At 64.8% G+C, this 22982-nt stretch carries 21 protein-coding genes, 1 rRNA gene and 1 pseudogene; 15 read left to right on the plus strand and 8 right to left on the minus strand.

Features of this window, described 5'->3' with window-relative positions:
* Positions 1-187 precede the first annotated feature (187 nt).
* Positions 188-334: a hypothetical protein gene (locus HGQ17_RS13690; protein WP_168888510.1), complete on the plus strand. Its 147-nt coding sequence runs from the start codon at positions 188-190 to the stop codon at positions 332-334.
* A 37-nt stretch (positions 335-371) separates the two neighbouring features.
* Here the strand turns inward: HGQ17_RS13690 and HGQ17_RS13695 are convergent, their stop codons facing one another.
* Positions 372-1376: a quinone oxidoreductase family protein gene (locus HGQ17_RS13695; RefSeq protein WP_168888511.1), complete on the minus strand. Its 1005-nt coding sequence runs from the start codon at positions 1374-1376 to the stop codon at positions 372-374.
* 183 nt (positions 1377-1559) lie between these two features.
* Between HGQ17_RS13695 and argC the strand changes: the two are divergent.
* From argC to HGQ17_RS13730, 7 genes and pseudogenes are all read left to right on the plus strand, one after another.
* Positions 1560-2590: pseudogene (gene argC / locus HGQ17_RS13700) on the plus strand (N-acetyl-gamma-glutamyl-phosphate reductase).
* Positions 2587-3753 carry a bifunctional glutamate N-acetyltransferase/amino-acid acetyltransferase ArgJ gene (gene argJ, locus HGQ17_RS13705; RefSeq protein WP_168888512.1) on the plus strand — a complete coding sequence of 389 codons (1167 nt, stop codon included), beginning with the start codon at positions 2587-2589 and terminating at the stop codon, positions 3751-3753. The pseudogene argC and the gene argJ overlap by 4 nt, the downstream one beginning before the upstream one ends.
* A 23-nt stretch (positions 3754-3776) precedes the next feature.
* On the plus strand, positions 3777-4730 hold the full coding sequence (argB, locus tag HGQ17_RS13710) for an acetylglutamate kinase (protein WP_168888513.1): 954 nt from the start codon (positions 3777-3779) through the stop codon (positions 4728-4730).
* Positions 4727-5962: an acetylornithine transaminase gene (locus HGQ17_RS13715; protein WP_168888514.1), complete on the plus strand. Its 1236-nt coding sequence runs from the start codon at positions 4727-4729 to the stop codon at positions 5960-5962. The genes argB and HGQ17_RS13715 overlap by 4 nt, the downstream gene beginning before the upstream one ends.
* Positions 5959-6948 carry an ornithine carbamoyltransferase gene (argF, locus tag HGQ17_RS13720; protein ID WP_168888515.1) on the plus strand — a complete coding sequence of 330 codons (990 nt, stop codon included), beginning with the start codon at positions 5959-5961 and terminating at the stop codon, positions 6946-6948. The genes HGQ17_RS13715 and argF overlap by 4 nt, the downstream gene beginning before the upstream one ends.
* Complete coding sequence (locus tag HGQ17_RS13725) at positions 6945-7442, plus strand: arginine repressor (RefSeq protein ID WP_168888516.1); 498 nt, start codon at positions 6945-6947, stop codon at positions 7440-7442. Before argF ends, HGQ17_RS13725 begins: the two co-directional genes overlap by 4 nt.
* Before the next feature lie 7 nt (positions 7443-7449).
* Complete coding sequence (locus HGQ17_RS13730) at positions 7450-8688, plus strand: MFS transporter (protein ID WP_168888517.1); 1239 nt, start codon at positions 7450-7452, stop codon at positions 8686-8688.
* Positions 8689-8725: 37 nt separating this feature from the next.
* Here HGQ17_RS13730 and HGQ17_RS13735 read toward each other — a convergent pair whose 3' ends face one another.
* Both HGQ17_RS13735 and HGQ17_RS13740 read right to left on the minus strand, forming a co-directional pair.
* Positions 8726-8932: a hypothetical protein gene (locus HGQ17_RS13735; RefSeq protein WP_168888518.1), complete on the minus strand. Its 207-nt coding sequence runs from the start codon at positions 8930-8932 to the stop codon at positions 8726-8728.
* Between the two features lie 22 nt (positions 8933-8954).
* Complete coding sequence (locus HGQ17_RS13740) at positions 8955-9374, minus strand: ankyrin repeat domain-containing protein (protein WP_168888519.1); 420 nt, start codon at positions 9372-9374, stop codon at positions 8955-8957.
* Between the two features lie 113 nt (positions 9375-9487).
* Here HGQ17_RS13740 and HGQ17_RS13745 point away from each other — a divergent pair, with 113 nt between their 5' ends.
* The 3 genes from HGQ17_RS13745 (at position 9488) to HGQ17_RS13755 (ending at position 13021) form a co-directional block, all read left to right on the plus strand.
* Positions 9488-10723: an argininosuccinate synthase gene (locus tag HGQ17_RS13745; RefSeq protein WP_168888520.1), complete on the plus strand. Its 1236-nt coding sequence runs from the start codon at positions 9488-9490 to the stop codon at positions 10721-10723.
* Positions 10724-10733: 10 nt separating this feature from the next.
* Positions 10734-12191 (plus strand): argininosuccinate lyase, encoded by a 1458-nt coding sequence (argH, locus tag HGQ17_RS13750; RefSeq protein ID WP_168888521.1) that lies wholly within the window; start codon positions 10734-10736, stop codon positions 12189-12191.
* A gap of 110 nt (positions 12192-12301) precedes the next feature.
* On the plus strand, positions 12302-13021 hold the full coding sequence (locus tag HGQ17_RS13755) for a lytic transglycosylase domain-containing protein (protein WP_324615301.1): 720 nt from the start codon (positions 12302-12304) through the stop codon (positions 13019-13021).
* A gap of 13 nt (positions 13022-13034) precedes the next feature.
* Here HGQ17_RS13755 and HGQ17_RS13760 read toward each other — a convergent pair whose 3' ends face one another.
* From HGQ17_RS13760 to HGQ17_RS13770, 3 genes are read right to left on the minus strand one after another with little or no spacing between them, the layout of a single operon-like run.
* Positions 13035-13631, minus strand: a complete 597-nt coding sequence (locus HGQ17_RS13760) for a TetR/AcrR family transcriptional regulator (RefSeq protein ID WP_168888522.1) — start codon at positions 13629-13631, stop codon at positions 13035-13037.
* Entirely contained in the window at positions 13628-15847 is a 2220-nt protein-coding gene (locus HGQ17_RS13765) for a YhgE/Pip domain-containing protein (RefSeq protein ID WP_168888523.1), read from the minus strand. Before HGQ17_RS13765 ends, HGQ17_RS13760 begins: the two co-directional genes overlap by 4 nt.
* Positions 15844-16428 carry an ABC transporter ATP-binding protein gene (locus HGQ17_RS13770; RefSeq protein WP_168888524.1) on the minus strand — a complete coding sequence of 195 codons (585 nt, stop codon included), beginning with the start codon at positions 16426-16428 and terminating at the stop codon, positions 15844-15846. Before HGQ17_RS13770 ends, HGQ17_RS13765 begins: the two co-directional genes overlap by 4 nt.
* A gap of 59 nt (positions 16429-16487) precedes the next feature.
* Here HGQ17_RS13770 and HGQ17_RS13775 point away from each other — a divergent pair, with 59 nt between their 5' ends.
* Positions 16488-17183, plus strand: coding sequence for a DNA-3-methyladenine glycosylase (locus HGQ17_RS13775; protein WP_324615302.1), 696 nt, complete (start codon positions 16488-16490; stop codon positions 17181-17183).
* Here the strand turns inward: HGQ17_RS13775 and HGQ17_RS13780 are convergent.
* Entirely contained in the window at positions 17172-17900 is a 729-nt protein-coding gene (locus HGQ17_RS13780; RefSeq protein ID WP_168888525.1) for a hypothetical protein, read from the minus strand. The two genes, HGQ17_RS13775 and HGQ17_RS13780, sit on opposite strands and share 12 nt — an antisense overlap.
* Entirely contained in the window at positions 17897-18538 is a 642-nt protein-coding gene (locus HGQ17_RS13785; protein WP_168888526.1) for a SatD family protein, read from the minus strand. Before HGQ17_RS13785 ends, HGQ17_RS13780 begins: the two co-directional genes overlap by 4 nt.
* A 166-nt stretch (positions 18539-18704) precedes the next feature.
* Here HGQ17_RS13785 and HGQ17_RS13790 point away from each other — a divergent pair, with 166 nt between their 5' ends.
* The 3 genes from HGQ17_RS13790 to HGQ17_RS13800 all read left to right on the plus strand — a co-directional run.
* A complete protein-coding gene (locus tag HGQ17_RS13790; protein ID WP_168888527.1) occupies positions 18705-21035 on the plus strand; it encodes a HelD family protein in 2331 nt (776 codons plus the stop codon).
* Positions 21036-21095: 60 nt separating this feature from the next.
* On the plus strand, positions 21096-22412 hold the full coding sequence (tyrS, locus tag HGQ17_RS13795; RefSeq protein WP_324615303.1) for a tyrosine--tRNA ligase: 1317 nt from the start codon (positions 21096-21098) through the stop codon (positions 22410-22412).
* 502 nt (positions 22413-22914) lie between these two features.
* Positions 22915-22982 (plus strand): 16S ribosomal RNA (locus HGQ17_RS13800); the annotation flags it as partial.

A 22982-nucleotide genomic window follows, 5' to 3' on the forward strand; every position in this document is an offset into this window, starting at 1 on the left:
ACCTGGCTGGATCTTCTCCTGGCGTTCGGCCCTGAGACCAATGGCCGGGGTATGCATGGTCGCCGGTGTGATGCTCTGGCCCGTAGTTCTCGTCTGAACGCTCCCAAGACCGCCGCTGGAAACTAGACGTGGGGCCAGCGGCCGGTGCCGGCGGCTCCACTCCCGTTCCGTAGCCGCGGAGTCGCCGGTGCCATCTCAGCGGGCCGCGTTGGTTTTGCCCCATCCCCTCGCCAACGCGGCCCGCGCCATCCGCGCCCTGGGGCTGAACATGGAGGAGGAAGACTTCGAGGAGATCCTCGAGGCTCAACTGAGCAAACTCGAGGAAGCCTCCTGAAGTTCAGGCGGCGAGATGCAGCACCTCGCTGCCTGGATCAGGGAACCAGGATCAGCTTTCCGGTGGTCTTGCGTCCTTCGAGGTCGTCCTGTGCGCGGCCGGCCTCGCTCAGTGGGTATTTGCCGCCGATGCTCAGCTTGAGGTCTCCTGATGTCAGGGCGGAGAAGAGTTCGGTGAACCGCCAGGTGCGCTCCTCAGCATTACGCAGATACCACTGGGTCGAAGGCCGAGTGACGTAGAGGCCGCCGCGCTTATTGAGGTCCTGGAGGTTATAGGGCGGAACCTGACCGGAGGCGCCGCCGAAGAGCACCATGGTCCCGCGGATGGCCAGGGAGTCCAGGGAGCCGGTGAAGGTGTCCTTGCCCACGCCGTCGTAGACCACCGAGACGCCTTCACCATTGGTGATCTTGCGGACCTTCTCGGCAAAGCCCTCGTACTTCAGCACGTAGTCGGCTCCGGCCTCCTCGGCGATCTTCGCCTTCTCCGGAGTGGAGGTCGTGGTGATCACCCGGGCGCCCTTAGCCTTCAGCAGCTGGGTGAGGATTTGGCCGACCCCACCGGCGCCGGCATGGGTCAGCACAGTCTCACCGGGGGAGACCTTATAGGTGGAGTTGATCAGATAATGGGCAGTTACACCCTGGATCGGCAGGGCCGCGGCCAGCTCATCAGAGACATCATCGGGTACGACGACGGCCTTGGCCGCATCGACCACAAAATACGTGGAGTAGGTGCCCTTGGCCTCTGCAGTGGTGATCCGCTGTCCCACATGGAAATTCTCCACACCCTCGCCCAGGGCGATGATCTCGCCGGTGCCCTCGGAACCGGGGATGAAGGGATACTCCACGGGATAGGTGCCGCTGCGCTGGTAGGTCTCAATGAAATTGACCCCGGCGGCTGCGGTCTTGACCAGCAGTTGGCCGGCCTCCGGCTGCGGAGCGGGGACCTCCACGGTTTCGAAGACCTCGGTCCCTCCGGCCTGGGCCGCACGGGTCACAGTTGCGGTGTCCGGAAGATCCTCTTCGAACATGGTCGGTTCACTCATCGCGGTAGTTCGTCCTCTCGGTGCGGAGACTTGGGCATCGCTTCCGCCAGGTTACCGGAGTCACCGCCTGACAACCACAATGCATAAATATTGATACCTCTGCATAAAATCGCGTAGTCTGGTCTCAGTAGAGCGAGCCGGATACCCGGCCCGCGCGCATACGAGTCGGGAAGGACGCGAATAATGGCATATTCAGTCGCTGTTTCAGGTGCCTCCGGATACGCCGGGGGAGAGGTCCTGCGCCTTCTGTCCCAGCACCCCCAGGTGGAGATCGGAGTCGTCACCGCGCATTCCAATGCCGGCCAACGGCTCGGCGAACTGCAGCCCCACCTGCTGCCGCTTGCCGATAAAGTCCTCAGCGAGACCACCGCCGAGAACCTCGCCGGCCACGATGTGGTCTTCCTGGCCCTGCCCCATGGAGCCTCCGGCGAAATCGCCGCCGAACTGGGTGAAGACACTGTGGTCATCGACGCCGCAGCAGACCACCGACTGGAATCCGCCCAGGCCTGGGAGAAGTTCTACCGCTCCGAGCACCAGGGCACCTGGCCCTATGGGCTGCCGGAACTGCCCGATCAGCGCAAGAAGCTCCAGGCCGCACGCCGCATCGCTGTCCCCGGCTGCTACCCCACCACTATCCTGCTCGGTCTGGCACCTGCCTTCGCGGCAGGACTGGTGGAACCAGAGGATGTGGTGATCATCGCAGCTACCGGCACCTCAGGTGCCGGCAAATCACTGAAACCCCATCTCCTGGGCAGCGAGGTCATGGGCGGGATGAGCCCCTATGGTGTCGGCGGCGGCCACCGTCACACCCCCGAGATCGAACAGGGCCTCAGCTGGGTAGCAGGCACCGATGTCCAGGTCTCCTTCACTCCCACACTGGCCCCCATGGCCCGCGGCATCCTGGCCACCTCCACCGCGAAACTGGCCCCAGGGACTACGGAGGAGAAACTCCGCGAGGCATTCACCGCCCAGTACCAGCACGAGCCCTTCGTGCATCTGCTGCCGACCGGACAGTGGCCGGCCACCAAACAGGTCATCGGCTCCAACCATGTGACCGTTCAGCTTGCCGTGGATCCCCACGCCGGGCGAGCGATCGTCGTCTCGGCCAGTGACAACCTCACCAAAGGGACCGCCGGGGAGCCGTGCAGTCCATGAACCTCGCCCTCGGACTGGATGAAACCCTGGGCCTGAACCAGCTGGGAGTCACCCCATGAGCGTCACCGCAGCAGCCGGCTTCCAAGCCGCCGGCACCGCAGCCGGACTCAAAACTGAAGGCAAGGACCTCGCCCTGGTGGTCAACACCGGGCCCACCCGACATGCCGCCGCGGTGTTCACCACCAATAAAGTCGCCGCCGCACCGGTGCTCTGGTCCCGCCAGGCGATCAGCGACGCCCGGGCCGATGCCGTGGTCATCAACTCCGGCGGAGCCAACGCCTGCACCGGCACCGAAGGCTTCCAGGACGCCCATGCCACCGCTGAACACGCCGCCCAGACCCTCGGCATCTCCGCAGTGGACGTGCTGCTGGCCTCCACCGGACTGATCGGTGAACGGCTCAATATGCAGGCAGTGCTCTCCGGCACCACAACCTGCGCTGAAGAACTCAACGACGACGACGCCGCCGGTGCCGCAGCAGCCGAAGCAATTCTGACCACCGATACCGTCACCAAAACAGCGGTGGCCCACGGCAGCGGCTTCACCATCGGCGGGATGGCCAAAGGGGCGGGCATGCTGGCTCCGGGAATGGCCACCATGCTCTCAGTGCTCACCACCGACGCCGTCATTGACCCCCAGGACCTCGACGCCGCCCTGCGTGAGGCCACCCGGGTCAGCTTCAACCGAGCCGATTCCGATGGTTGCATGTCGACCAATGACACTGTCTTCGCCCTGGCCTCCGGAGCGCACCCGGAGGCCGACCCCGCCGGAGTGGACCTCACCGAGTTCCAGACCGCGCTGACCGAACTCTGCCAGGACCTGGCACGGCAGCTGATCGCCGATGCCGAAGGGGCCCACCACCAGATCGCCATCCGCACGGTCAATGCTGCCACCGAGGAGGAGGCCGAAACCGCCGGACGTGCGGTGGCCCGTTCCAATCTGTTCAAAACGGCGATCTTCGGTCAGGACCCCAACTGGGGCCGGATCCTCTCGGCAGTGGGCACCACCGATGTCCAATTCGACCCCATGACCATCGACGTCGCGGTCAACGGCATCTGGGTCTGCCGTGCCGGCGGCATCGGCGAGGACCGCTCCCTGGTGGACCTCAGCGGCCGGGAGGTGGAGGTCGTCATCGACCTCAAATCAGGCCAGGCCGAGGCCACCATCCTGACCAATGACCTCACCCACGACTACGTGCACGAAAACAGCGCGTACTCCTCCTAGACCAGACCCAGAGAACCCCGAAAATGAGCACATCATCCTCAGCCACCAGCCTGAAACCCCGCGATGAATCCACCCTGGCCGCCGCCGGGCAGAAGGCCGCCGTCCTGGTCGAAGCCCTGCCCTGGATCCAGAAGTTCGCCGGGGAGACCATCGTGATCAAATACGGCGGCAACGCCATGATCAATGATGAACTGCGCCGAGCCTTCGCCGAGGATGTGGTTTTCCTCAAACACGTCGGGGTCAATCCAGTGGTCGTCCACGGCGGCGGACCCCAGATCAACCACATGCTGGAACGGCTGGGCATCCAGTCCGAATTCCGCGCCGGACTGCGGGTCACCACCCCGGAGACCCTGGAGGCAGTCCGGATGGTGCTCACCGGCCAGGTCGGCCGAGAGCTGATCGGCCTCATCAACTCCCACGGCCCCTATGCCGTGGGCCTCTCCGGGGAAGACGCCGCCCTGCTGCGCTCCCGGCGGAAGAAGGCCACCGGCCCCGATGGTGAGGAGATCGACCTCGGCCTGGTCGGCGAGGTCACCGGGGTGAACCCCGAGGCAGTCCAGGACCTCATCGCCGCCGGACGGATCCCAGTGATCTCCACGATCTCCCCGGAATTCACCGAGGAGGGAAGCCCCACCGGCGAGGTGCTCAATATCAACGCCGACCTCGCCGCCGGAGCAGTCGCCTCCGCCCTGGGCGCGGCCAAACTGGTGATGCTCACCGATGTCGAAGGCCTCTACGCCGACTGGCCGGATAAATCCTCACTGATCTCATCCCTGGCCGCCGCGGATCTTCGCCAAATGCTGCCGAGCCTGGAATCAGGCATGATCCCCAAAATGGAGGCAGCCCTGGCCGCAGTCGATGCCGGAGTCCCGCGAGCCGCCATCGTCGATGGCCGCCGTCCCCATTCGATGCTGCTGGAGATCGTCACCAGCGCGGGTATCGGCACCCAAGTCGTCCCCGATCAGGAGGCCCTATGAGCACCGAAACAGTCACCGACCTCCTGCAGCGGTACCAGCAGAGGCTCACCGGGGTCTTCGGTTCCCCACAGACCGTGCTCCAGCGCGGGGAGGGGACCCGGGTCTGGGATGCCGACGGCAATGAGTACCTCGATATGCTCGGCGGGATCGCGGTCAACGCCCTAGGCCACGCCCACCCCGAGCACGCGGCTGCGCTGAATGCCCAGCAGAACCGGCTGGGTCATATCTCCAACCTCTTCACCTCAGAACCACAGATCGCCCTGGCGGAGAAACTCCTAGAGCTCTCCGGCGCTCCTGAGGGATCCACCGTCTTCTTCGCCAACTCCGGCTCCGAGGCCAATGAGGCCGGGCTCAAAGCGGTGCTTCGCCACCGGAAGGACACCGGCAAACAGCGAATCCTCGCCCTGGAGAACGGGTTCCACGGCCGAACTATCGGCGCACTGAGCCTCACCCATAAGCCTGCCTACCGGGAGCCCTTCGGTGAGCTCATCGGCCCCGTGGAGTTCCTTGCCCCCAATGACCTCCAGGCACTGGAAGCATCCTTTGAGCACGACGACGTCGCCGGTCTCTTCCTCGAACCCGTCCAGGGCGAGGCCGGTGTTCACGCCCTGGATGACCAATACCTGCTCAAAGCCCGGGAACTGACCCGCAGCCACGGGGCACTGCTGGTCTTCGATGAGGTTCAGACCGGCATCGGCCGGACCGGGGAATGGTTCAACCACCTCCGGGTCCCCGGACTGCAGCCTGATCTGATGACCCTGGCCAAGGGGCTGGGCTCGGGATTCCCGATCGGTGGCCTGATCAGCTACGGGCCCCAGGTAAGTGCCCTGCTGAGCCCCGGTCAGCACGGGACAACCTTCGGCGGCAACCCACCGGCCACAGTGGCGGGCCTGACCACTCTGGCAGTTATCGAATCCGAATCCCTGCTGCAGAATGCCCGAGAGGTCGGATCCCAGCTGGCTGAGGCACTCAACGCGCTGGATGAGGTCACCGCAGTTCGGCAGTACGGACTGCATCTCGGTGTGGACCTGCAGGTGCCCGGCTGCACCGAACCGGCCAAGCAGCTGGCCGGTACGGCACTGTCGAAGCATGGGCTGATCATCAACGCCACCGGCGAGCACACGCTGCGTCTGGCACCACCGCTGAACATCAGCCCCGAAGAGGCCGCCGAGGCTGTGCAGAGGCTCACGGCAGCCCTGGCTGATCTCACCGAGAAGGAGCACACCCCGTGACGGAATCCACCCGCACCCGGCACTTCCTGAGCGACCTCGACCTCAGTGCCGCTGAGCTGGACGAGGTGCTCAACCTCGCCGAGAACCTCAAAGCCGATCCCTATGGACTCACCCCACTGGCCGGCCCCCAGACTGCTGCGGTGATATTCGATAAGACCTCCACCCGCACCCGGGTCTCCTTCGCCGCCGGAATCTCAGCCCTGGGCGGGGCGCCGCTGATCATCAACCCGGGGGAGTCTCAGCTGGGGCATAAGGAGTCGATCGCCGATTCCGCCCGGGTCCTGGAACGCCAGGTGAGCCTGATCATCTGGCGCACCTATGCCCAGTCCGGGCTTGAGGAGATGGCCCAGTACTCGAGAGTCCCAGTGATCAACGCACTCTCCGATGACTTCCACCCCTGCCAGCTTCTGGCCGACCTCATGACCATCCGTGAGCATAAGGGCCAGCTGGCCGGACTGAAACTGGCCTATCTCGGGGATGCGGCCAATAACATGGCCAATTCCTATCTCAGCGCCGGAGTCAACGCCGGTATGGATGTCCGGATCGCCGGACCCCAGGGACACCTGCCTTCAACCCGGGTCATCACCGCAGCTGAGGACCGTGCCGCTGAGTCCGGCGGAAAGGTCACCGTCACCACTGATCCGGCCAAGGCATTGGCCGGGGCCGATGTCATCGCCACCGATACCTGGATCTCCATGGGACAGGAGGCTGAGAAAGAGCAGCGGATGACCCTCTTCGGCGACTATCAGGTCAACCAGACCTCCCTGCAGGCAGCAGCCGATGACGCCATCGTGCTGCACTGCCTGCCGGCCTACCGGGGCGCAGAGATCAGCGCAGAGGTGCTCGACGGCCCCCAATCGGTGATCTGGGATGAGGCCGAGAACCGTCTGCACGCACAGAAAGCCCTGATGACCTGGTTGCTGGTGGAATCCGGGCTGACCGATCAGAGCGCTGCCACAGCAGTGCGGGAGGCCTGCCGAGGATGACCCCGACAACCAAGACTGCCCGCCACGCCAAGATCCGGGAACTGATCTCCCGATCCTCCATCCGCTCCCAGGCCGAACTGGCCGCCAGACTAAGCGAAGAAGGGGTCAAGGTCACCCAGGGCACCCTCTCGCGTGATCTGGTGGAGCTGGGGGCGGCCCGGGTGCGCTCAGCAGAGGGCGGACTCATCTACGCAGTCCCCGCCGAAGGGCATGAACGGGAGTTCCAGGCAGATATCTCAGAGACCACGACAGCGAAGCTCAGTTCACTGTGCCGGGACCTGCTGATATCGGCCGAGGCCAGCGCGAATCTGGTCGTACTGCGCACCCCACCAGGAGCAGCCCAATTCCTGGCCAGCGCAGTGGATCATGCCGGACTGCAGAGCGTGCTGGGTACTATCGCAGGAGATGACACCATCATGCTGATCACCGCCGAACCCGACGGGGGAGCAGCAGTCGCAGAGCGGTTCAACGGATTCGCTGAAGGCAGGGGCTAGACCACAGGTGAAAAAACCAGGCGCGTCAGTGCTGGCGGTCCTCATCGCAGTGATGGGGGTCGGCCCTCTTTTCACCTACTCGCTGTCCTCACTCTCGCCCCTGGTCGTCGAACGTATCGGAATCAGCGCCGGCCAGCTGGGTCTGCTGGCCGCAGTGGTCTTCGGCTCCGCCGCCATTTCCGCCCAGGGCCTGGGCCGGATGGCCGACCGCATCTCCCCGAAACTGCAGCTGATCCTAAACTTCAGCGGCACTGTGGTCGCCCTGACCATTGCCGCCACCACCAGCAGCTTCTGGGCTCTGGTCGCAGCAGCGGTGCTCTCCGGTATCAGCCAAGCGATTTCCAATCCGACCACCAACCGAGTGATTATGGAGGTCGTGCCCCCGCAGAAGCAGGCCACCTGGTTGGGGATCAAACAGTCCGGTGTGCCTCTGTCGCAGTTCTTCGCGGGGATGTTCTTCCCCGCCATGGCGATCTGGCTGGGCTGGGTCGGCGCCACACTCAGCGCGGTGCTGATCGTCATCGCCCTGACAGTCTATGGGGCCTGGATCCTCCACCAGCACTATGCGGGTAACACCCCGCGCAGCCAGGGGCAGCAGACAGAGCAGAGTCCCACCGATTCAGAGGTGACGGACTCGGAGCCTGCGGGGGAGGGGACAGCGCTCAGCACCCCGGTGAAACTGCCTCATGCTGTGATCATTCTGACCCTGGTGGCATTCCTGATGGGCTTCACCGTGCAGACCGTCAATGTCTATCTTCCGCTCTTTGCCGTGGAGCAGGCAGGCTTCAGCCTCGCCCAGGGCGGGCTGACCCTGACTGTTTGCGGAATCCTGGGGATGATCTCCCGGATCTGGTGGGCCCGCCGCGTGGGGGCCGGAGCCCGGCTCTCCACTCTGCTGCTGGCGATGTCCGCGGGGGCAGTGGCCGGGGTCGCCCTATTGAGCTGGGTCCAGCTCGGCGGACCAGGGGCCTTGATCTGGGCAGCGGCGGTGATTCATGGGCTCACCGCCCTGGGTGGGAATGTAGTGGTCAACGCTGGAGTGATGAAAGTCGCTCCGCCGGGGACCATCGGCAGGGCATCGGGGGTGGCGTCGATGGGAATGTACGCCGGTTTCACCGTGGGTCCACTGATCTCCGGGTTGCTGCGTGATATCAGCGGAGACTTCCTGCTGCCCTGGGCAGGGGCCGGTGTGAGTCTGGCGCTGACAGCGGGGGCCGCACTGTGGCTTCGCAGCCAACAGATGTAGACCCCCGCTGATAAAGTCTGCGCCTGCAGAATGGTGATCAGGCCTCGGGGCCCAGTTCCTTCTGCTTCTTCTTATTCTGGGTGCGGACGGCCATTCCGAGGCCGATGAGTCCGCCTCCGAGACCCACGGAGATCCAGCGCCAAGCGCCTTCATCCGGGACCACGCCGAACTCAGAACCGAATGCCCATCCGGCGATCACCAGGACACCGAGAAGGATGATGCCGACAGCGGCAGAATTGCTCAACGATTTCTCCTCTTAGTACTACTCAGGGTTGCTGAAGGAGCCTGCGCATCTGCTGCAGGCCGAACATATCGGCAACGGCCACCGCGCTCTGAGCACCCAGGGCGGGATTCGCCCCGGCCTCCAGCAGCGCTGCGGTGATCTCTTCGTCCTGTTTAAAGACTGAACAGCTCAGCGCGGTCTGACCGCGGTCATTGACCCGGTTGGGATCCGCGCCCCGTGCCAGCAGGGAGCGTACCAGAGAGGTATGACCGTTATAGGCCGCCAGGATCAACAGGGAATCGCCCTTATCGTTGGCGGTGTCAGCCGGAAAACCCTGATCGATCAGAGCCAGCAGCTGCTGCTGTTCACCCTGCCGGGCGAGATCGAACATGGAGTCCAGGAACTCCAGCTGCTCCTCGGTCAGCTCCGCCGCGGAGCCGGTTTGGTCATACGTATCTGACATGCCCATAGCTTACCGCCGAGCGCCGCAATGATAAGTATGCAGTGCAACGAATATTTATGTAGACTGGTGGGGAGGCAAGCGTCTTCGACTTTCAATATCAAGAGGAGCATCTGGTGAGCGATCGTATTGTTCTGGCCTATTCCGGCGGACTCGACACCTCAGTGGCCATCGGCTGGATCGCCGAGGCCACCGGCGCCGAGGTCATCGCCGTCGCCGTCGACGTCGGACAGGGCGGTGAATCCCTGGAAACAGTGCGCCAGCGCGCCCTGGACTGCGGGGCAGTGGAGGCCTATGTGGCCGATGCCCGCGATGAGTTCGCCGAGCAGTACTGCATGCCCACACTGAAGGCCAACGGCCTCTACATGGATGCCTACCCCCTGGTCTCGGCCATCTCCCGGCCGGTGATCTCTAAGCATCTGGTGGCCGCCGCACAGCAGTTCGGCGCCTCCACCGTCTCCCACGGCTGCACCGGTAAGGGCAATGACCAGGTGCGCTTCGAGGTCTCCATCCAGACCCTGGGCCCGGACCTGAAGTGCATCGCACCGGTCCGTGACCTCGCCCTGACCCGCGAGAAGGCCATCGAATACGCAGAGAAGCACGATCTGCCCATCGAGACCACCAAGAAGAACCCCTTCTCCATTGACCAGAACGTATGGGGTCGTGCCGTGGAGACCGGCTTCCTCGAGGACATCTGGAACGGGCCCACTAAGGACGTCTACGACTACTCCGAGGACCCCGCCTTCCCGCCGGCCCCCGATGTCGTGAACATCACCTTCGACCAGGGCGTTCCCGTGGCGCTCGACGGGGAGACCCTGACCCCGCTGCAGGTCATCGAGCAGCTCAACCGCCGCGCCGGTGCCCAGGGTGTGGGCCGGATCGACATCGTCGAGGACCGGCTGGTGGGCATCAAATCCCGCGAGATCTACGAGGCCCCCGGTGCCATGGCGCTGATGGCCGCCCACCGGGAGCTGGAGAACATCACCCTGGAGCGCGAGCAGGCCCGGTTCAAGAAGACCGTGGACCAGCGCTGGACCGAGCTGGTCTATGACGGCCAGTGGTTCTCCCCGCTGAAGAAGAACCTGGACACCTTCATCGATGAGACCCAGAAGTACGTCTCCGGTGAGATCCGCCTGGAGCTGCACGGCGGCCGTGCCACGGTGCAGGGGCGTCGCTCCGAGACCAGCCTGTACGACTTCAACCTGGCCACCTACGACGAGGGCGACTCCTTCGACCAGTCCTCGGCGCCGGGCTTCATCGACATCTACGGACTGTCCTCCCGGACCGCCTCCCAGCGGGAGGAGCGTCTGTACGGCAAGCCTGATCTCTCCGGTGCCGGAGTCGAGAAGTAGTCTCTATCTCATGACTGAGAAACATCGGACCAACGAAGGTTCCCTCTGGGGTGGCCGCTTCGCCTCCGGCCCCGCCGATGTGATGGCCGCATTGAGCAAGTCCACACATTTCGACTGGAAACTGGCCCGCTACGATATCGCCGGCTCCAAGGCCCACGCCCGGGTTCTGCACCGGGCCGGGCTGCTGAGCGAGGATGAGCTGGCCGGGATGCTCTCTGCCCTGGGCCGGCTGGAGGACGATGTGCTTTCGGGCAGTTTCGTACCGGCCGAATCCGATGAGGATGTCCACGGCGCCCTGGAACGCGGTCTGCTCGAGCGCGCCGGTGAGGATCTCGGCGGCAAACTGCGCGCCGGCCGGTCTCGGAACGATCAGATCGCGACCATGGTGCGGATGTTCCTGCGCGATGCCTCACGTGAGATCGCCTCAGGTGTCCTCGACGTCGTCGATGCGCTCACCGAACAGGCAGCCAAATACCCCGAGGCGCCGATGCCGGGGCGCACTCATCTGCAGCATGCCCAGCCGGTGCTGCTGGCCCACCACCTCTTAGCCCATGCCTGGCCGCTGCTGCGCGATGTCCAGCGGCTCAAGGACCTCGACGCCCGCCTGGCCTACTCACCCTATGGCTCCGGGGCGCTGGCGGGATCCTCCCTGGGGCTGGACCCCGCCCAGGTGGCAGCTGAGCTGGGTTTCGACGGTCCGGTGGCGAACTCCATCGACGGAACCGCCTCCCGCGACCTGGTCGCCGAGTTCAGCTGGGTCACCGCGATGATCGGTGTCGACCTCTCCCGCATCAGCGAGGAGGTCATCATCTGGGCCACCAAGGAATTCGGCTTCGTCACCCTCGACGACGGCTACTCCACCGGCAGCTCGATCATGCCGCAGAAGAAGAACCCCGATATCGCTGAGCTCGCCCGAGGTAAGACCGGCCGGCTCATCGGCGATCTCACCGGGCTGCTGGCCACGCTGAAGGCACTGCCCCTGGCCTATAACCGGGACCTGCAGGAGGATAAGGAACCCGCTTTCGACGCCGTGGACACCCTCGGGCTGCTGCTACCGGCAGTCTCGGGGATGATCGCCACCCTGACCTTCCATCCCGAACGGCTGGCGGAGCTGGCCCCGCAGGGCTTCTCCCTGGCCACCGATATCGCCGAATGGCTCGTCCGGCAGGGAGTGCCCTTCCGGGTGGCCCATGAGGTGGCCGGTGAATGCGTCCGCGCCTGTGAGCAGCACAGCCCCGCCAAGGAGCTCCATGAGCTCACCGATGAAGAGCTTTCCGATATCCATCCGGCTCTGACCCCGCAGGTGCGCGAGGTGCTCACCGTGGCGGGCTCGCTGGCATCCCGGGATGCCGTAGGCGGAACTGCGCCCAACCGGGTCGCCGAGCAGTTGGAAGCAGCACGTGCTGAGGTCGCTGCATTCCGGGCCGGCCTGGAGGCGATGCAGCCGGTCCTGCCAGCCGAAGGCTGAACCCAGCAGGTCGGGAGGAGACCATCTCCAACACCAGTTCAGCAAAGCGCCCCAGCGCCGCCGGCCAGCGTGCTCTGCGACGCCGTCGCCGGCTCTACCCGGCATTGGCGGTGCTGGGCGTCGTCGTACTCTTTCTGCTGATCCGCGGTTGTGGCGGTGACCAGGAGCCGGAGACCCCGCACCCCACCGAATTGGGCTATCCCGAGGCGCCTGAGCAGCAGCTGCCTGAAACCACTGGTCAAGAGGCAGGGGACGTGCCGATTACTGAACTGGTGGAGCCCGAATGGGTCAGTGAGACTGCCCAGCGCACCGGGGTGCCCCAACGGGCCGTTGCCGCCTACGCCGGGGCTGCCGCCTATATCGAGGAGACTGACTCCGAATGCGGTATCGGCTGGAACACCCTGGCTGGGATCGGACAGGTGGAATCCGTCCACGGCCACCACGGCGGTTCCAGTATCGAAGCCGATGGTGAGGTCAGCCCGGAGATCATCGGAGTTCCGCTGGATGGCAGCGAGGGAGTTATGGAGATCCCCGATACCGACGGCGGGGAGCTCGACGGCGATGAGGAATGGGACCGTGCGGTGGGGCCCATGCAGTTCATCCCCGAGACCTGGTACCAATACGCCCAGGACGGCAACCTCAGCGGTGAGGCCGATATTCACCAGTACGACGACGCCGCCCTGACCGCCGCGGTCTATCTCTGCGCCAGCGGAGATGACCTCACCGATGACCGGGGCTGGAATGACGCGGTGACCACCTATAACCAGTCGGTGGAATACGCCAACGACGTCGCCCGCCACTCGGAGGAGTACGCGGAGGCGGCTTCCTAGCCGCAGCTCCTCCTCAGCTGGTGACCAGGCGCAGCAGTGCCTCCACGCAGGTCTCCACATCCCACTGCGGGTGCACCGTCATCCTTTCGATGGTCAGGGTCACCGCGGCGGAAAGCAGGGCGGTCGCGGCCACCTCCAGCGTCGCGCCGGGAGTGGCCGCCCGTCCCTCTGCTTGTTCGAGGTGCTCGATGCGCTGGGAGAGCAGCCTGACGATGGCCTCCTTCTCCTCGCGCAGCTGATGACTGTCATCCCCCTGGCGCTGGGCCAGGGCGAACGCCACGAGCCCCGTGAAGGAGGGGTGCTCCTCCAGGAAGCGGCAGGCGGCCCGAAGCTGCGCGCGGAATGCCTCCCGGGGAGCGGCGGAATCATCCCGCGCGAGCTCGTCCATCAGGGACTGCAGTTCGGCGGCCCCGTGCACCAGCATCTCTCGGACCAGGTTCTCTTTGGAGCCGAAGTGGTAGTAGACAGAGCCCTTCGCGACCCCCGCAGAGCGGGCCAGCTCGTCGACCGTATGGTCCTGGACGCTGCGGTGGTCGTCCAGAGCCATCATGGCATGCAGGATCTTCACCCGGGCGGAAGTCCTGGGCGGGGCTGTGGGGGCGGTGCTCACGCGTCCTCCTGGATAGGCGGGTGCAGACGTTTCAGTGTCCACATCCTATTCTTCCGCACAGCCACCAGCAGGATTCCCAGTCCCAGAAGGGTGAACGATCCCAGAGCCCCCAGGCTGGTGAGCACTGCCGCGGTCTCTGCTCCGTAGATCGCATGGCGCAGCCCTGACACCACATAGGTCAGCGGGAGGATGGGGTGCAGAGTCTCCAGGGGTCCGGGGAGGGACTGGCTGGGGAAGGTGCCCCCGGCGCCCACAAGCTGCAGCACCAGCAGGACGATCGCTACGAACTTCCCCGGATTCCCCAGCAGCAGCACCAATCCATGGATCAGCGCGGAGAAGGCGGCGGAGGCGGCAAGAAGGACCAGCAGGACAAGCCAGGGGTGGGCAGGCTCCAGGCCCAGGCCCAGGGTGATCGCGCCATAGAGCAGGAGGCTCTGGAGGGCGGAGAGGGCCAGGAAGGGCAGCCAGGATCCCACTGCCACCGCAGGGGTGGAAGCGTTGGAGGCCAGGGCCCGGGGAGAGGCAGGGCGGAGGACCTGGAGCATCACCAGTGCTCCGATCCACAGAGCCAGCCCCATGAAGAACGGTGCCATCCCGGCGCCGTATGAGCCGGCCTCCGCCTGCGCCGTCTGGGTGACGTTCAGCGGGTTTCCGATGACGCTGCTGACCTCGTGCCGCTGCCGTTCATCCGGATCCGGCACCTCCTCGGCCCCGCTGCCGAGCTCGGAGGCGAGCTCCCCGCTTCCCGTGGTGAGGTCCCGGGCGCCGTCCTCCGCCTCAGCGAGCCCGTCCTCGAGGTCCCCGGCCCCCTGAGTCAGGGCCTCCGCGCCGTCAGCCAGCTCCGCCGCCCCCTCTTGGAGCTCTGCGACCCCGTCGTCGGCGGAGGCTGCGCCCTCGGCCAGGTCTCCTGCACCTTCTGCGAGGGAATATGCGCCCGAACGGGCCTCACTCAACCCGTCGGTGAGGGCAGGGATCCCGCCTGCGAGTTCGGCAGTTCCCTCGGAGAGCTCAGAAGCGCCGGAACTGAGCTCCGAGGCACCGTCGGCCACCGAACGTGACCCTTCGGCGAGGACGTCCACGGCCTCCTGCGCCCCTTCGAGCTCGCCGCGGACCTCCTGCGCCCGCCCCACGAGCTCGCTCTCCTCCAGGATGGGGGCCAGCTCGGCCGCCGCGGCCTCCGCCTGCTCTTCGGTGATGATCCCGGCGTCGACCAGCTGTTGGACGCTCTGCCCGGTCCGGGTCCCGGCGGCGTCCTCATACTCCTCCAGCACGTCCAGGGCCTCCTGGGAGGCTCCGGCAAGCTGTTCGTTGCCCTCGGCCACCTCCTCCGCGCCGGAGCTGAGCTCTGCGAGCCCTTCGTCCAGAGCGGAGGCGCCCTCTTGGGCGGCGTCGGCTCCCTCCTGGAGGCTGCCCGCGCCCTCGTCCAGCTCCACGATCCCGTCGAAGAGCGTCCAGGAGCCGTCGCTGAGGTCCCCTGCGCCCTCTTCGAGGGCCTGGGTCCCCTCACGCAGCGGAACCATGCCCTCGTCCAGCTCACCGAGTCCGGCGTCCAGGTCGGAGGCCCCCTGATGCAGCTCGCCTGCGCCGTCGTGGAGCTCCCCGATCCCTGACTCCAGTTCTCCGGCACCGGAGTGCAGCTCGTCTGCGCCGTCGGCGGCCTCGGTGAGCTGCTGGTGGATCTGGCCGAACCCGGTGAGCATCTGGTCGGCGGCCTCGCGTCCGACCTCCTCTGAGACGGACTCATGGAGCTCTGAGGCCAGTACGTCCAGGATGCTGGAGAGCAGGTAGTTGTTGGCCTCGTTGCTCACGATCTCGATCTGCGCCTGTTCGGGGTCCTCCAGGTCCGCGGGCGAGGCCAGGGAGGAGGAGAAGTCCTCCGGGATGATCAGGGCGAACTGGTAGTCGCCGCGGGCTGTCCCCTCCTCTGCCAGCTCACGGCGGGAGACCGTGTGCCAGCCGAAGGATCCGTCCTCCAGGAGGTCATCGGCCACATCGTCGCCGATGACCCGTGCCTCGCCGTCGAAGTCGGCGCCGGTGTCCAGGTTGACCAGGGCGGCGTCGACCTCGCCCATGTTCCCGTAGGGGTCCCAGTTGGCATAGAGATAGACGGCCGCGTACAGCAGGGGGATCAGGGAGAGCCCGATGAGCGTCTTGACGGGGTCGAACCCGCTGGTCAGGCGCCTCCACTCCGCGCGGGGCAGCGTCATCAGGCTCATCGGAGAACCTCCTGGGCGAGGATGGCCAGCACTGTACGCCCGGAGGGCTCTGCGATCAGCTCCAGCGTCTCGGAGAGTCCTTCGGCGGAGATGTCATGGCGATCGGGTGAGTCCAGGACCACCAGCTCGACCTGCGGGTCTGCGAAGGCCAGTTCGGTCATGAGCCACAGCCTCAGCGCGGCGGGCAGGGCGACGGCAGGGCTGTCGGCGATGTCGTCCGCATCCTGTTCGGAGATCCACGCCGCGGCCGGCGGGATGCGCTTCCCTGGGCCCCCGGGGATGAGTCCGAGCGACTCTGCGACGAGGTCACGGACGCTCATGTGGTGCTCCGGGGAGGTGATGCCGGGGGAGTCGACCAATGCAGTGCTGCGGCGCAGCCTCCGGGGATCATCCTCACCCTGGAAGAGCACCCGGCCGCCGTCGGGGGAGAGCCGTCCGGAGCAGATCAGGGCAAGGGCCGTGCGTGCCTCCGAGGTTGCGGCGACGGTCTGGTCTGTTGCTCCCTGCGGCAGGATCAGGTTTCTGTCCTGCAGGAGGGGGAGGTGGTGGCCCTGGAAGGAGACATCCTCTAGTTCGAGCATGGGTCCAGCTTACTAGACTGACTGGTCAGTTCAATAGATGGATGATCTAGTCTTGTTCCGTGAGGACCGCTGTGAATCGACTCCAAGAGCTCTTCGAAGGACACGCCACCGTGCTGGCACGCGCACTGCTGGGATGTGAGCTCACCGTGACGACGGCGCGCGGGGCGGTCACCGTCAGGCTCACCGAGGTCGAGGCATATGGGGACCAGGGCGAGGACCCCGGATCCCACGCCTACCGGGGCAAGACACTGCGCAATGCCACGATGTTCGGCCCACCCCGGCATGTCTATATCTACCGTTCCTATGGAATTCACTTCTGCCTGAACCTGGTCTCCCATGCCGCCGGGGGCGGTGGTGTTCTGCTCAGGGCCGGTGAGGTCCTGGCCGGCCGAGACCTCGCCGTTGAGCGCCGCGGTGGTAAGGACACCGGGAAGAAACTGCTCTCCGGGCCGGGAAGACTCGGGCAGGGGCTGGGCGTGCTGCTGCCGATGGACGGCACCCCATTGCAGATCGGTGACCAGGACAGTGCAGGCTCCGATGAGGCCCTGGCCAGTTTCTGTCTGCGACCGCCTGAGGAGTCCCTGATGAGCGGGGATGCGGCGTCGTCGTCGATCTCCTCCGGTCCTAGGGTTGGGGTCTACGGAGTGGGCGGCAGCAGTGACTACCCCTGGCGATTCTGGATCACCGGCGACCCCACGGTCTCCCAATACCGCCCGGGCAAAGGTGTGATCTCTGCCGGTTCCTCAGGGCAGTGAGACCCCGGCGGTCAGCGAGGTCAGGTACAGCAGCCCGGCGGCAGCCATGGCCACCGTCCAACTGACGAAACTTCCCACCAGGAAGTACTCGGCCTTATTGCCGTTGTTCTGATCTGCCTGGATCTCAGGGAACCGGACAATACCCTTGGCCGCGATCAGACCGGCAGCCACCGGATAGGCCCCAGTGACCAGCAGCCCAGTCAGGGTGATGCGCTCCAGGGGCCCGATCCACCGGCCGCCTTTGAGCTGAGAGCCCTCGGCGGGAGCAGGCTGCTCCCCGGGGCCGTCCTGACGCAGTGCGGCCCGGACCAGGCCATTGGCGCTGACGGTCAGGAACAGCAGCAGCCCGGCGGCAAGCAGGGGCAGAGTGTGATGGTCCACGCCTGCGCCGAGCCGGTAGTCGGCAGCAGTCAGCGCTGCGGTGCTCAGCAGGAAACCGATGATCAGCAGCGACTGGCGGGCAGAACTTGCCGCCAGAGAGTTGACCGGCAGGGGAGCGCCGATCCGCAGGGCTGCCAGCCAGCACAGCACCGGCAGCAGTCCCCAGGGCAGCAGCCACCACGGGACACTGAACACCAGTCCGGCGGCAGTCAGCACGGTCAGGAACAGCACGGCGAGGCTCAGCAGCCGGGCGGAGGCGCCCCAGCGATGGGGCAGCAGCACCCGCATAATGTCAGCGGCACCGATGGCGATCAGCAGCACGGATAGGAATGTCATGGCCGGCGCTCTCCCTCTGCGGTGAGTTCCTTGAGTCCATTGAGGAGGCTGGCCGCCCCAGAGCTGCGCAGCGACTGGGAGACCGCGGACTGGGAAACACCGAGCTCGGCGGCGATCTCCTTCTGGCTGCGTTCCTCCAACACACCCCGGGCATAGGCCCGGCTGCGTTCATTCAGCCCGCCCAGCACCTGGTCGCGGGCCAGCAGATAAGCGTTGACCAGAGCGTTCTCTTCAGGCTCGTCGCCCAGGTATCGCGTGTTGAGCTGAGGGTTCCTCCTCTGCAGCTCGCCGAGTTCCTCAATGGCCTGCCGGGCCCGCCACCACCCGGGGCCGTCCTCGACTCGGTCAGAGGCGCTGCTGGTCACCGGATAGGTCTCGCCCTGACCCAGGCCGAATCGCAGATGGGGGCCTTCGCCCTGCAGAAGCCCCGCATAGAGCGTGGCCGCCAAGGCCTGATTCCGCGAGGGGTAGACAGCTTGGAGTTCATCACCCACAGTGGGGGAGAAGCTCTGGGCAGCGGGAAAGGCAGTCTCAACTGCCCGCAGGAGGTCCTCGACCTGCTGCTGGACGCTGGATCGGTCCTCAAAGGACCGGGACCGGACCACATCGGCGATCACGGCGATATTCTCCGAAGACATGGAATAAGCCTAACACTTATATTTCTGGTTTATAAGGTCCTGGCTAATATTCATCAAGCGGCTCGCCAGCCCTGCGTTCGTACCCTATCGGCTTGGCAACCTTCCGTTTACCTCAAGGCGAGTAGTATTGACTGATCATTTTCGCGACTGAAAGCTCTGCTGCTTGATGAGTGATACGAATACCACGGCATCGCCCGGGGCGAGCCTCAATGGCCATAGCGCCGAGAACGACGGCGCAGGCACCTCCGTGCCCTTACCTCCGCTGGAGGCTGGGATCGAGGAGGAGCGCGAATATGTCGCTGCCCTCTACCAGCGCCTCGACGAGCTGCGGGAGGAGAACCAGAGCCAGCTCTCCAAGGTCCGAGCCACCGGGGCGGTGGGGACCATGCAGAACATCTCCGAACGTGACGCCTTCGCCACGATGTACGAGGACCGGCTGGCCCAGCTCAATGCCGTCGATGACCGACTGGTCTTCGGCCGGCTGGATCTGGACAACGGCGAGTCCCGCTATATCGGCCGAATCGGTCTGAGCTCGGCGGCCCGGCAGCGGCTGATGCTCGACTGGCGTGCCCCCGAGGCCGGAGTCTTCTATCAGGCAACAGCATTCGAACGTCATGGGGTGCGTCGTCGTCGTCATCTGCTGCTCAAACGCCGTGCAGTCCAAGGTTTGGAGGATGAGGTCCTCGATGCCTCGGTGCTGGAAGAAGGCACCGAGAATCACGGCGATGGCGCCCTGCTGGCGGCGCTGACTGCCCGGCGCACCGGGCAGATGGGCGATATTGTCGCCACCATTCAGGCTGAACAGGACCGGATCATCCGCGCCGACCGCTCCGGGATCCTCGTGGTCCAAGGCGGGCCGGGCACCGGTAAGACTGCTGTGGCCCTGCACCGGGCGGCCTACCTCCTCTACGCCTACCGGGAGCAGCTGAAATCCGCCGGCGTGCTGATCGTGGGACCCAACTCGACGTTTATGTCTTATATCGACCGCGTGCTGCCCTCGCTGGGGGAGACCGGGGTGGTGATGTCCTCCCTGGCCGATCTCTATCCCGGCATCCGCGGTGTGGAGGAGACTGACTCTCGGGTCGCCGAGCTCAAGGGCCGCCTGGACTGGGTGAAGATCATCGAGCGCGCTGTGGACCACCGCCGGCGCAATATCCCTGAACCACGTGAGGTCTCCGTGGAGGGGGTCAAAGTTCAGGTGACCCCGAAGATGATCAAACGCGGGATCGAACGCGCCAAGGCCACCGGTAAGCCGTATAACGAGGCGCGGGCGACCTTCGTGAAGGTCATGGTCAAGGAGATCGCCGATAAGCTCGAGCGGATCCTGCAGAAGCGCTCGGAGGGCAATGACACCGACCGCAGTTATCTGGTTGAGGACGTCCGGCTCTCCCGGGAGGTCAGGATTCTGCTGAACCTGTGCTGGATGCCCCGGACCCCGCAGGCCCTCTTGGAGGATCTCTTCAGCCGGCCCAGCTATCTCGCCGCGGTGGCTGAGGAGTTCACCGACCAGGAACGCGAACTGCTGACTCGGGAACCCGGATCCCCCTTCACCACAGCCGATGTGCCTCTTCTGGATGAGGCCGCTGAGCTTCTCGGTGAGCTGGATGAATCCGCCGGACGGGAGGAGGCCCGTCAGCAGGCTGCTCGGGAGAAGGATCTCGAAAACGCGCAGAAGGCCGTGGAGAACGCCGCCCCGCAGCTGGAGGAGATGGGGATCGAGGGATTCCTCGACGCCGAAAGCGTGGCCGCCCTCAACGCCGAAACTGGCCCGCGGCTCAGCGCTGCCGACCGGGCACTGGTGGATCGCAGCTGGACCTACGGACATATTGTGGTCGACGAGGCGCAGGAACTCTCCCCAATGCAGTGGCAGATCCTGATGCGCCGCTGCCCGGTGAAATCCTTCACTGCCGTCGGTGATACCGCACAGGGCTCCTCGCCCTCGGCCGCCTCCGACTGGCAGAAGGCATTCGCGCCCTTCATCGATGACCGGCTGCGGGTCGAGGAGCTGACCGTCAACTACCGGACCCCGCGAATCATTGTGGAGCTGGCTGAACGGGTGGCTGAGGCCAATGGACTGGCCACAACCTCTCTGCGCACAGTCCGCGACGGCGACTACGAACCGGTCATCGAAACCTTCACCGAAGCTGAGGAGTTGGTGGCCGCCGCCGTGGCGGGTGTGGCCGCCGAACAGCAGCGACTGGAGGAGGGCCTGATCGCGGTGATCACCCCGGAGACGATGATCTCGGAGGTTCGGGACGCCTTGGTGGCCCGCTACGGCAAACGTGTCGGTAAGGGGGCAGGCTCCATGACCCAGGATGTGGTGGCCCTGACTGCCGCTGAGGCCAAGGGGCTCGAATTCGACGGTGTGGTCCTGCTGGAACCGGCCGAACTGCTGGAGGAGGCCGATGGCAAAGTCGGCAGTCTCTATGTGGCAATGACCCGCTCCACCCAATCACTGCGCATTCTGGCTGCAAGGGATCTTCCGCCCGGGTTCTGAGACCGGTTGTGTCGCCGGCCGTTTCCGGGCCGGAGGCAGAATCTGCGGTACCGTATTTTCGTGACCGAGATCAGCAAGAACCCAGTGCTCGCAGAGCAGCAGAACGACCCCAGCTTCGAGAATGTCTTCCAGGAGCTGAAATGGCGGGGGCTCATCCATGTCTCCACGGATGAAGCCGCCCTTGAGGAAGCCCTCTGCGGTGAGCGGCTGACCTATTACTGCGGCTTTGACCCCACTGCGGCTTCACTGCATCTGGGACACCTGGTCCAATTGCTGACCATGCGGCGGATCCAGCTGGCCGGACACCGGCCGCTGGGATTGGTCGGTGGTGCCACCGGTCTGATCGGTGACCCCCGGCAGACCGGTGAGCGTGTGCTGAACTCACCGGAGATCATCTCCGGCTGGGTCCAGAGCCTGCAGAACCAGGTCAAGCACTACATCTCCTTCGACGGCGAAAACGCCGCCCAGATGGTCAATAACCTCGACTGGTGGCAGGGCGTGGGTGCCCTGGAGATGCTGCGCGATATCGGCAAATACTTCCGAGTCGGCACGATGACCAAGAAGGAGATCGTGGCCAAGCGGCTGAACTCTGAGGAGGGGATCTCCTACACCGAGTTCAGCTACCAGATCCTGCAGGGCTACGACTACCTGCAGCTGCACCGCGACTACGGCTGCACCCTGCAGTTCGGCGGTTCCGATCAGTGGGGCAACATCACCTCCGGGACCGAACTGGTGCGACGGGTGGAGAATGCCCATGTCCATGCACTGGGCACTCCGCTGATCACCAACTCCGACGGCACCAAATTCGGCAAGTCCGAGGGCAATGCCATCTGGATCGATGCTGAACTGACATCCCCCTACGCCTTCTACCAGTTCTGGCTCAACCAGGCCGATGAGGATGTGATCAACCGACTCAAGGTCTTCACCTTCCGTACCCGGGATGAGATCGAGGCCTTGGAGCAGTCGGTCAAGGATGCACCCTTCAAACGTGAAGCCCAGCGAACCCTGGCCTGGGATGTGACCCGTCTGGTCCATGGTGAGGAAGCCACCCGGAAGGTGATCGCTGCTGCCGAGGCACTCTTCGGCAAAGGCGAGGTTACCGAGATCGACGAGCCGACCCTTCAGGCTGTGGCCCAGGAGGTGCCCACCGCAGAGATTGCCGCGGAAGAGGCGAATCCGATCAATCTCCTGGAGGCCACTGGTCTCTGCAGCTCCAAGGGGGAGGCTCGCCGAGCAATTTCTCAGGGTGGTGCATCGGTGAACAACACCAAGGTTCAGGATCCCGAAGCACTGCCGGCAGCTGAGGACTGGCTGCACGGGAAGTACCTCTTGGTCCGTCGCGGTAAGAAGAATCTGGCTCTGGTGAACCGGGCCTAAAAGCCCACTTCAGCGTCATTTCGGGGCTGAAGGCGGCGTGCTCGAGGTCACACGCGCTCGAGTTTGCGAAGCCGCTGAATGTGTGTGTAAAGTATCTATCCGTGCCCGGGGCAATCGCCCCGGAAACGATCAGGGGTGATTCACCCCGAACCACTTTTCTAGGATTCCGGTCCTGGTCTGGTGCGCTCGAAAACGAGGCCAGCGAGTCGAGTTGACAGCCACCAGGGGGAGCGGTAAGATAGAAAAGTTGCTCCGGAGCGATTCAGAAGGAAACTTCTGATGGTGTCGGATGCAGTCGTAGCTTGAGAACTCAATAGTGTGCCAAGTTTGTTGATACCAAATTATTAATTGGTATTCGCGAGGCTCATACCCCCGTATGGGACCTTGCGAAAATGCCATGGATTGATCAGCAACTTACGATTTTTCCTCCCGTGAGGCCCTGTTTTTCCGGCAGGGTGGGAGGAATTGAGAATGAGTTGTTGCTTCTCTATTGAACAAGTTTTTGATGGAGAGTTTGATCCTGGCTCAGGATGAACGCTGGCGGCGTGCTTAACACATGCAAGTCGAACG

Source organism: Nesterenkonia sedimenti, assembly GCF_012641515.1.
In the GTDB taxonomy this organism is placed as follows: domain Bacteria; phylum Actinomycetota; class Actinomycetes; order Actinomycetales; family Micrococcaceae; genus Nesterenkonia; species Nesterenkonia sedimenti.

Bases quoted from the DNA above. Each gene is read 5' to 3' on its own strand.
- argH (WP_168888521.1), top strand. From the start codon at position 10,734: ATGACTGAGAAACATCGGACCAACGAAGGTTCCCTCTGGGGTGGCCGC.
- HGQ17_RS13785 (WP_168888526.1), bottom strand. From the start codon at position 18,538: ATGTCTTCGGAGAATATCGCCGTGATCGCCGATGTGGTCCGGTCCCGG.
- HGQ17_RS13695 (WP_168888511.1), bottom strand. From the start codon at position 1,376: ATGAGTGAACCGACCATGTTCGAAGAGGATCTTCCGGACACCGCAACT.
- HGQ17_RS13765 (WP_168888523.1), bottom strand. From the start codon at position 15,847: ATGAGCCTGATGACGCTGCCCCGCGCGGAGTGGAGGCGCCTGACCAGC.
- HGQ17_RS13770 (WP_168888524.1), bottom strand. From the start codon at position 16,428: ATGCTCGAACTAGAGGATGTCTCCTTCCAGGGCCACCACCTCCCCCTC.
- HGQ17_RS13790 (WP_168888527.1), top strand. From the start codon at position 18,705: ATGAGTGATACGAATACCACGGCATCGCCCGGGGCGAGCCTCAATGGC.
- HGQ17_RS13725 (WP_168888516.1), top strand. From the start codon at position 6,945: ATGACCCCGACAACCAAGACTGCCCGCCACGCCAAGATCCGGGAACTG.
- argB (WP_168888513.1), top strand. From the start codon at position 3,777: ATGAGCACATCATCCTCAGCCACCAGCCTGAAACCCCGCGATGAATCC.
- HGQ17_RS13780 (WP_168888525.1), bottom strand. From the start codon at position 17,900: ATGACATTCCTATCCGTGCTGCTGATCGCCATCGGTGCCGCTGACATT.
- argJ (WP_168888512.1), top strand. From the start codon at position 2,587: ATGAGCGTCACCGCAGCAGCCGGCTTCCAAGCCGCCGGCACCGCAGCC.
- HGQ17_RS13740 (WP_168888519.1), bottom strand. From the start codon at position 9,374: ATGTCAGATACGTATGACCAAACCGGCTCCGCGGCGGAGCTGACCGAG.
- HGQ17_RS13715 (WP_168888514.1), top strand. From the start codon at position 4,727: ATGAGCACCGAAACAGTCACCGACCTCCTGCAGCGGTACCAGCAGAGG.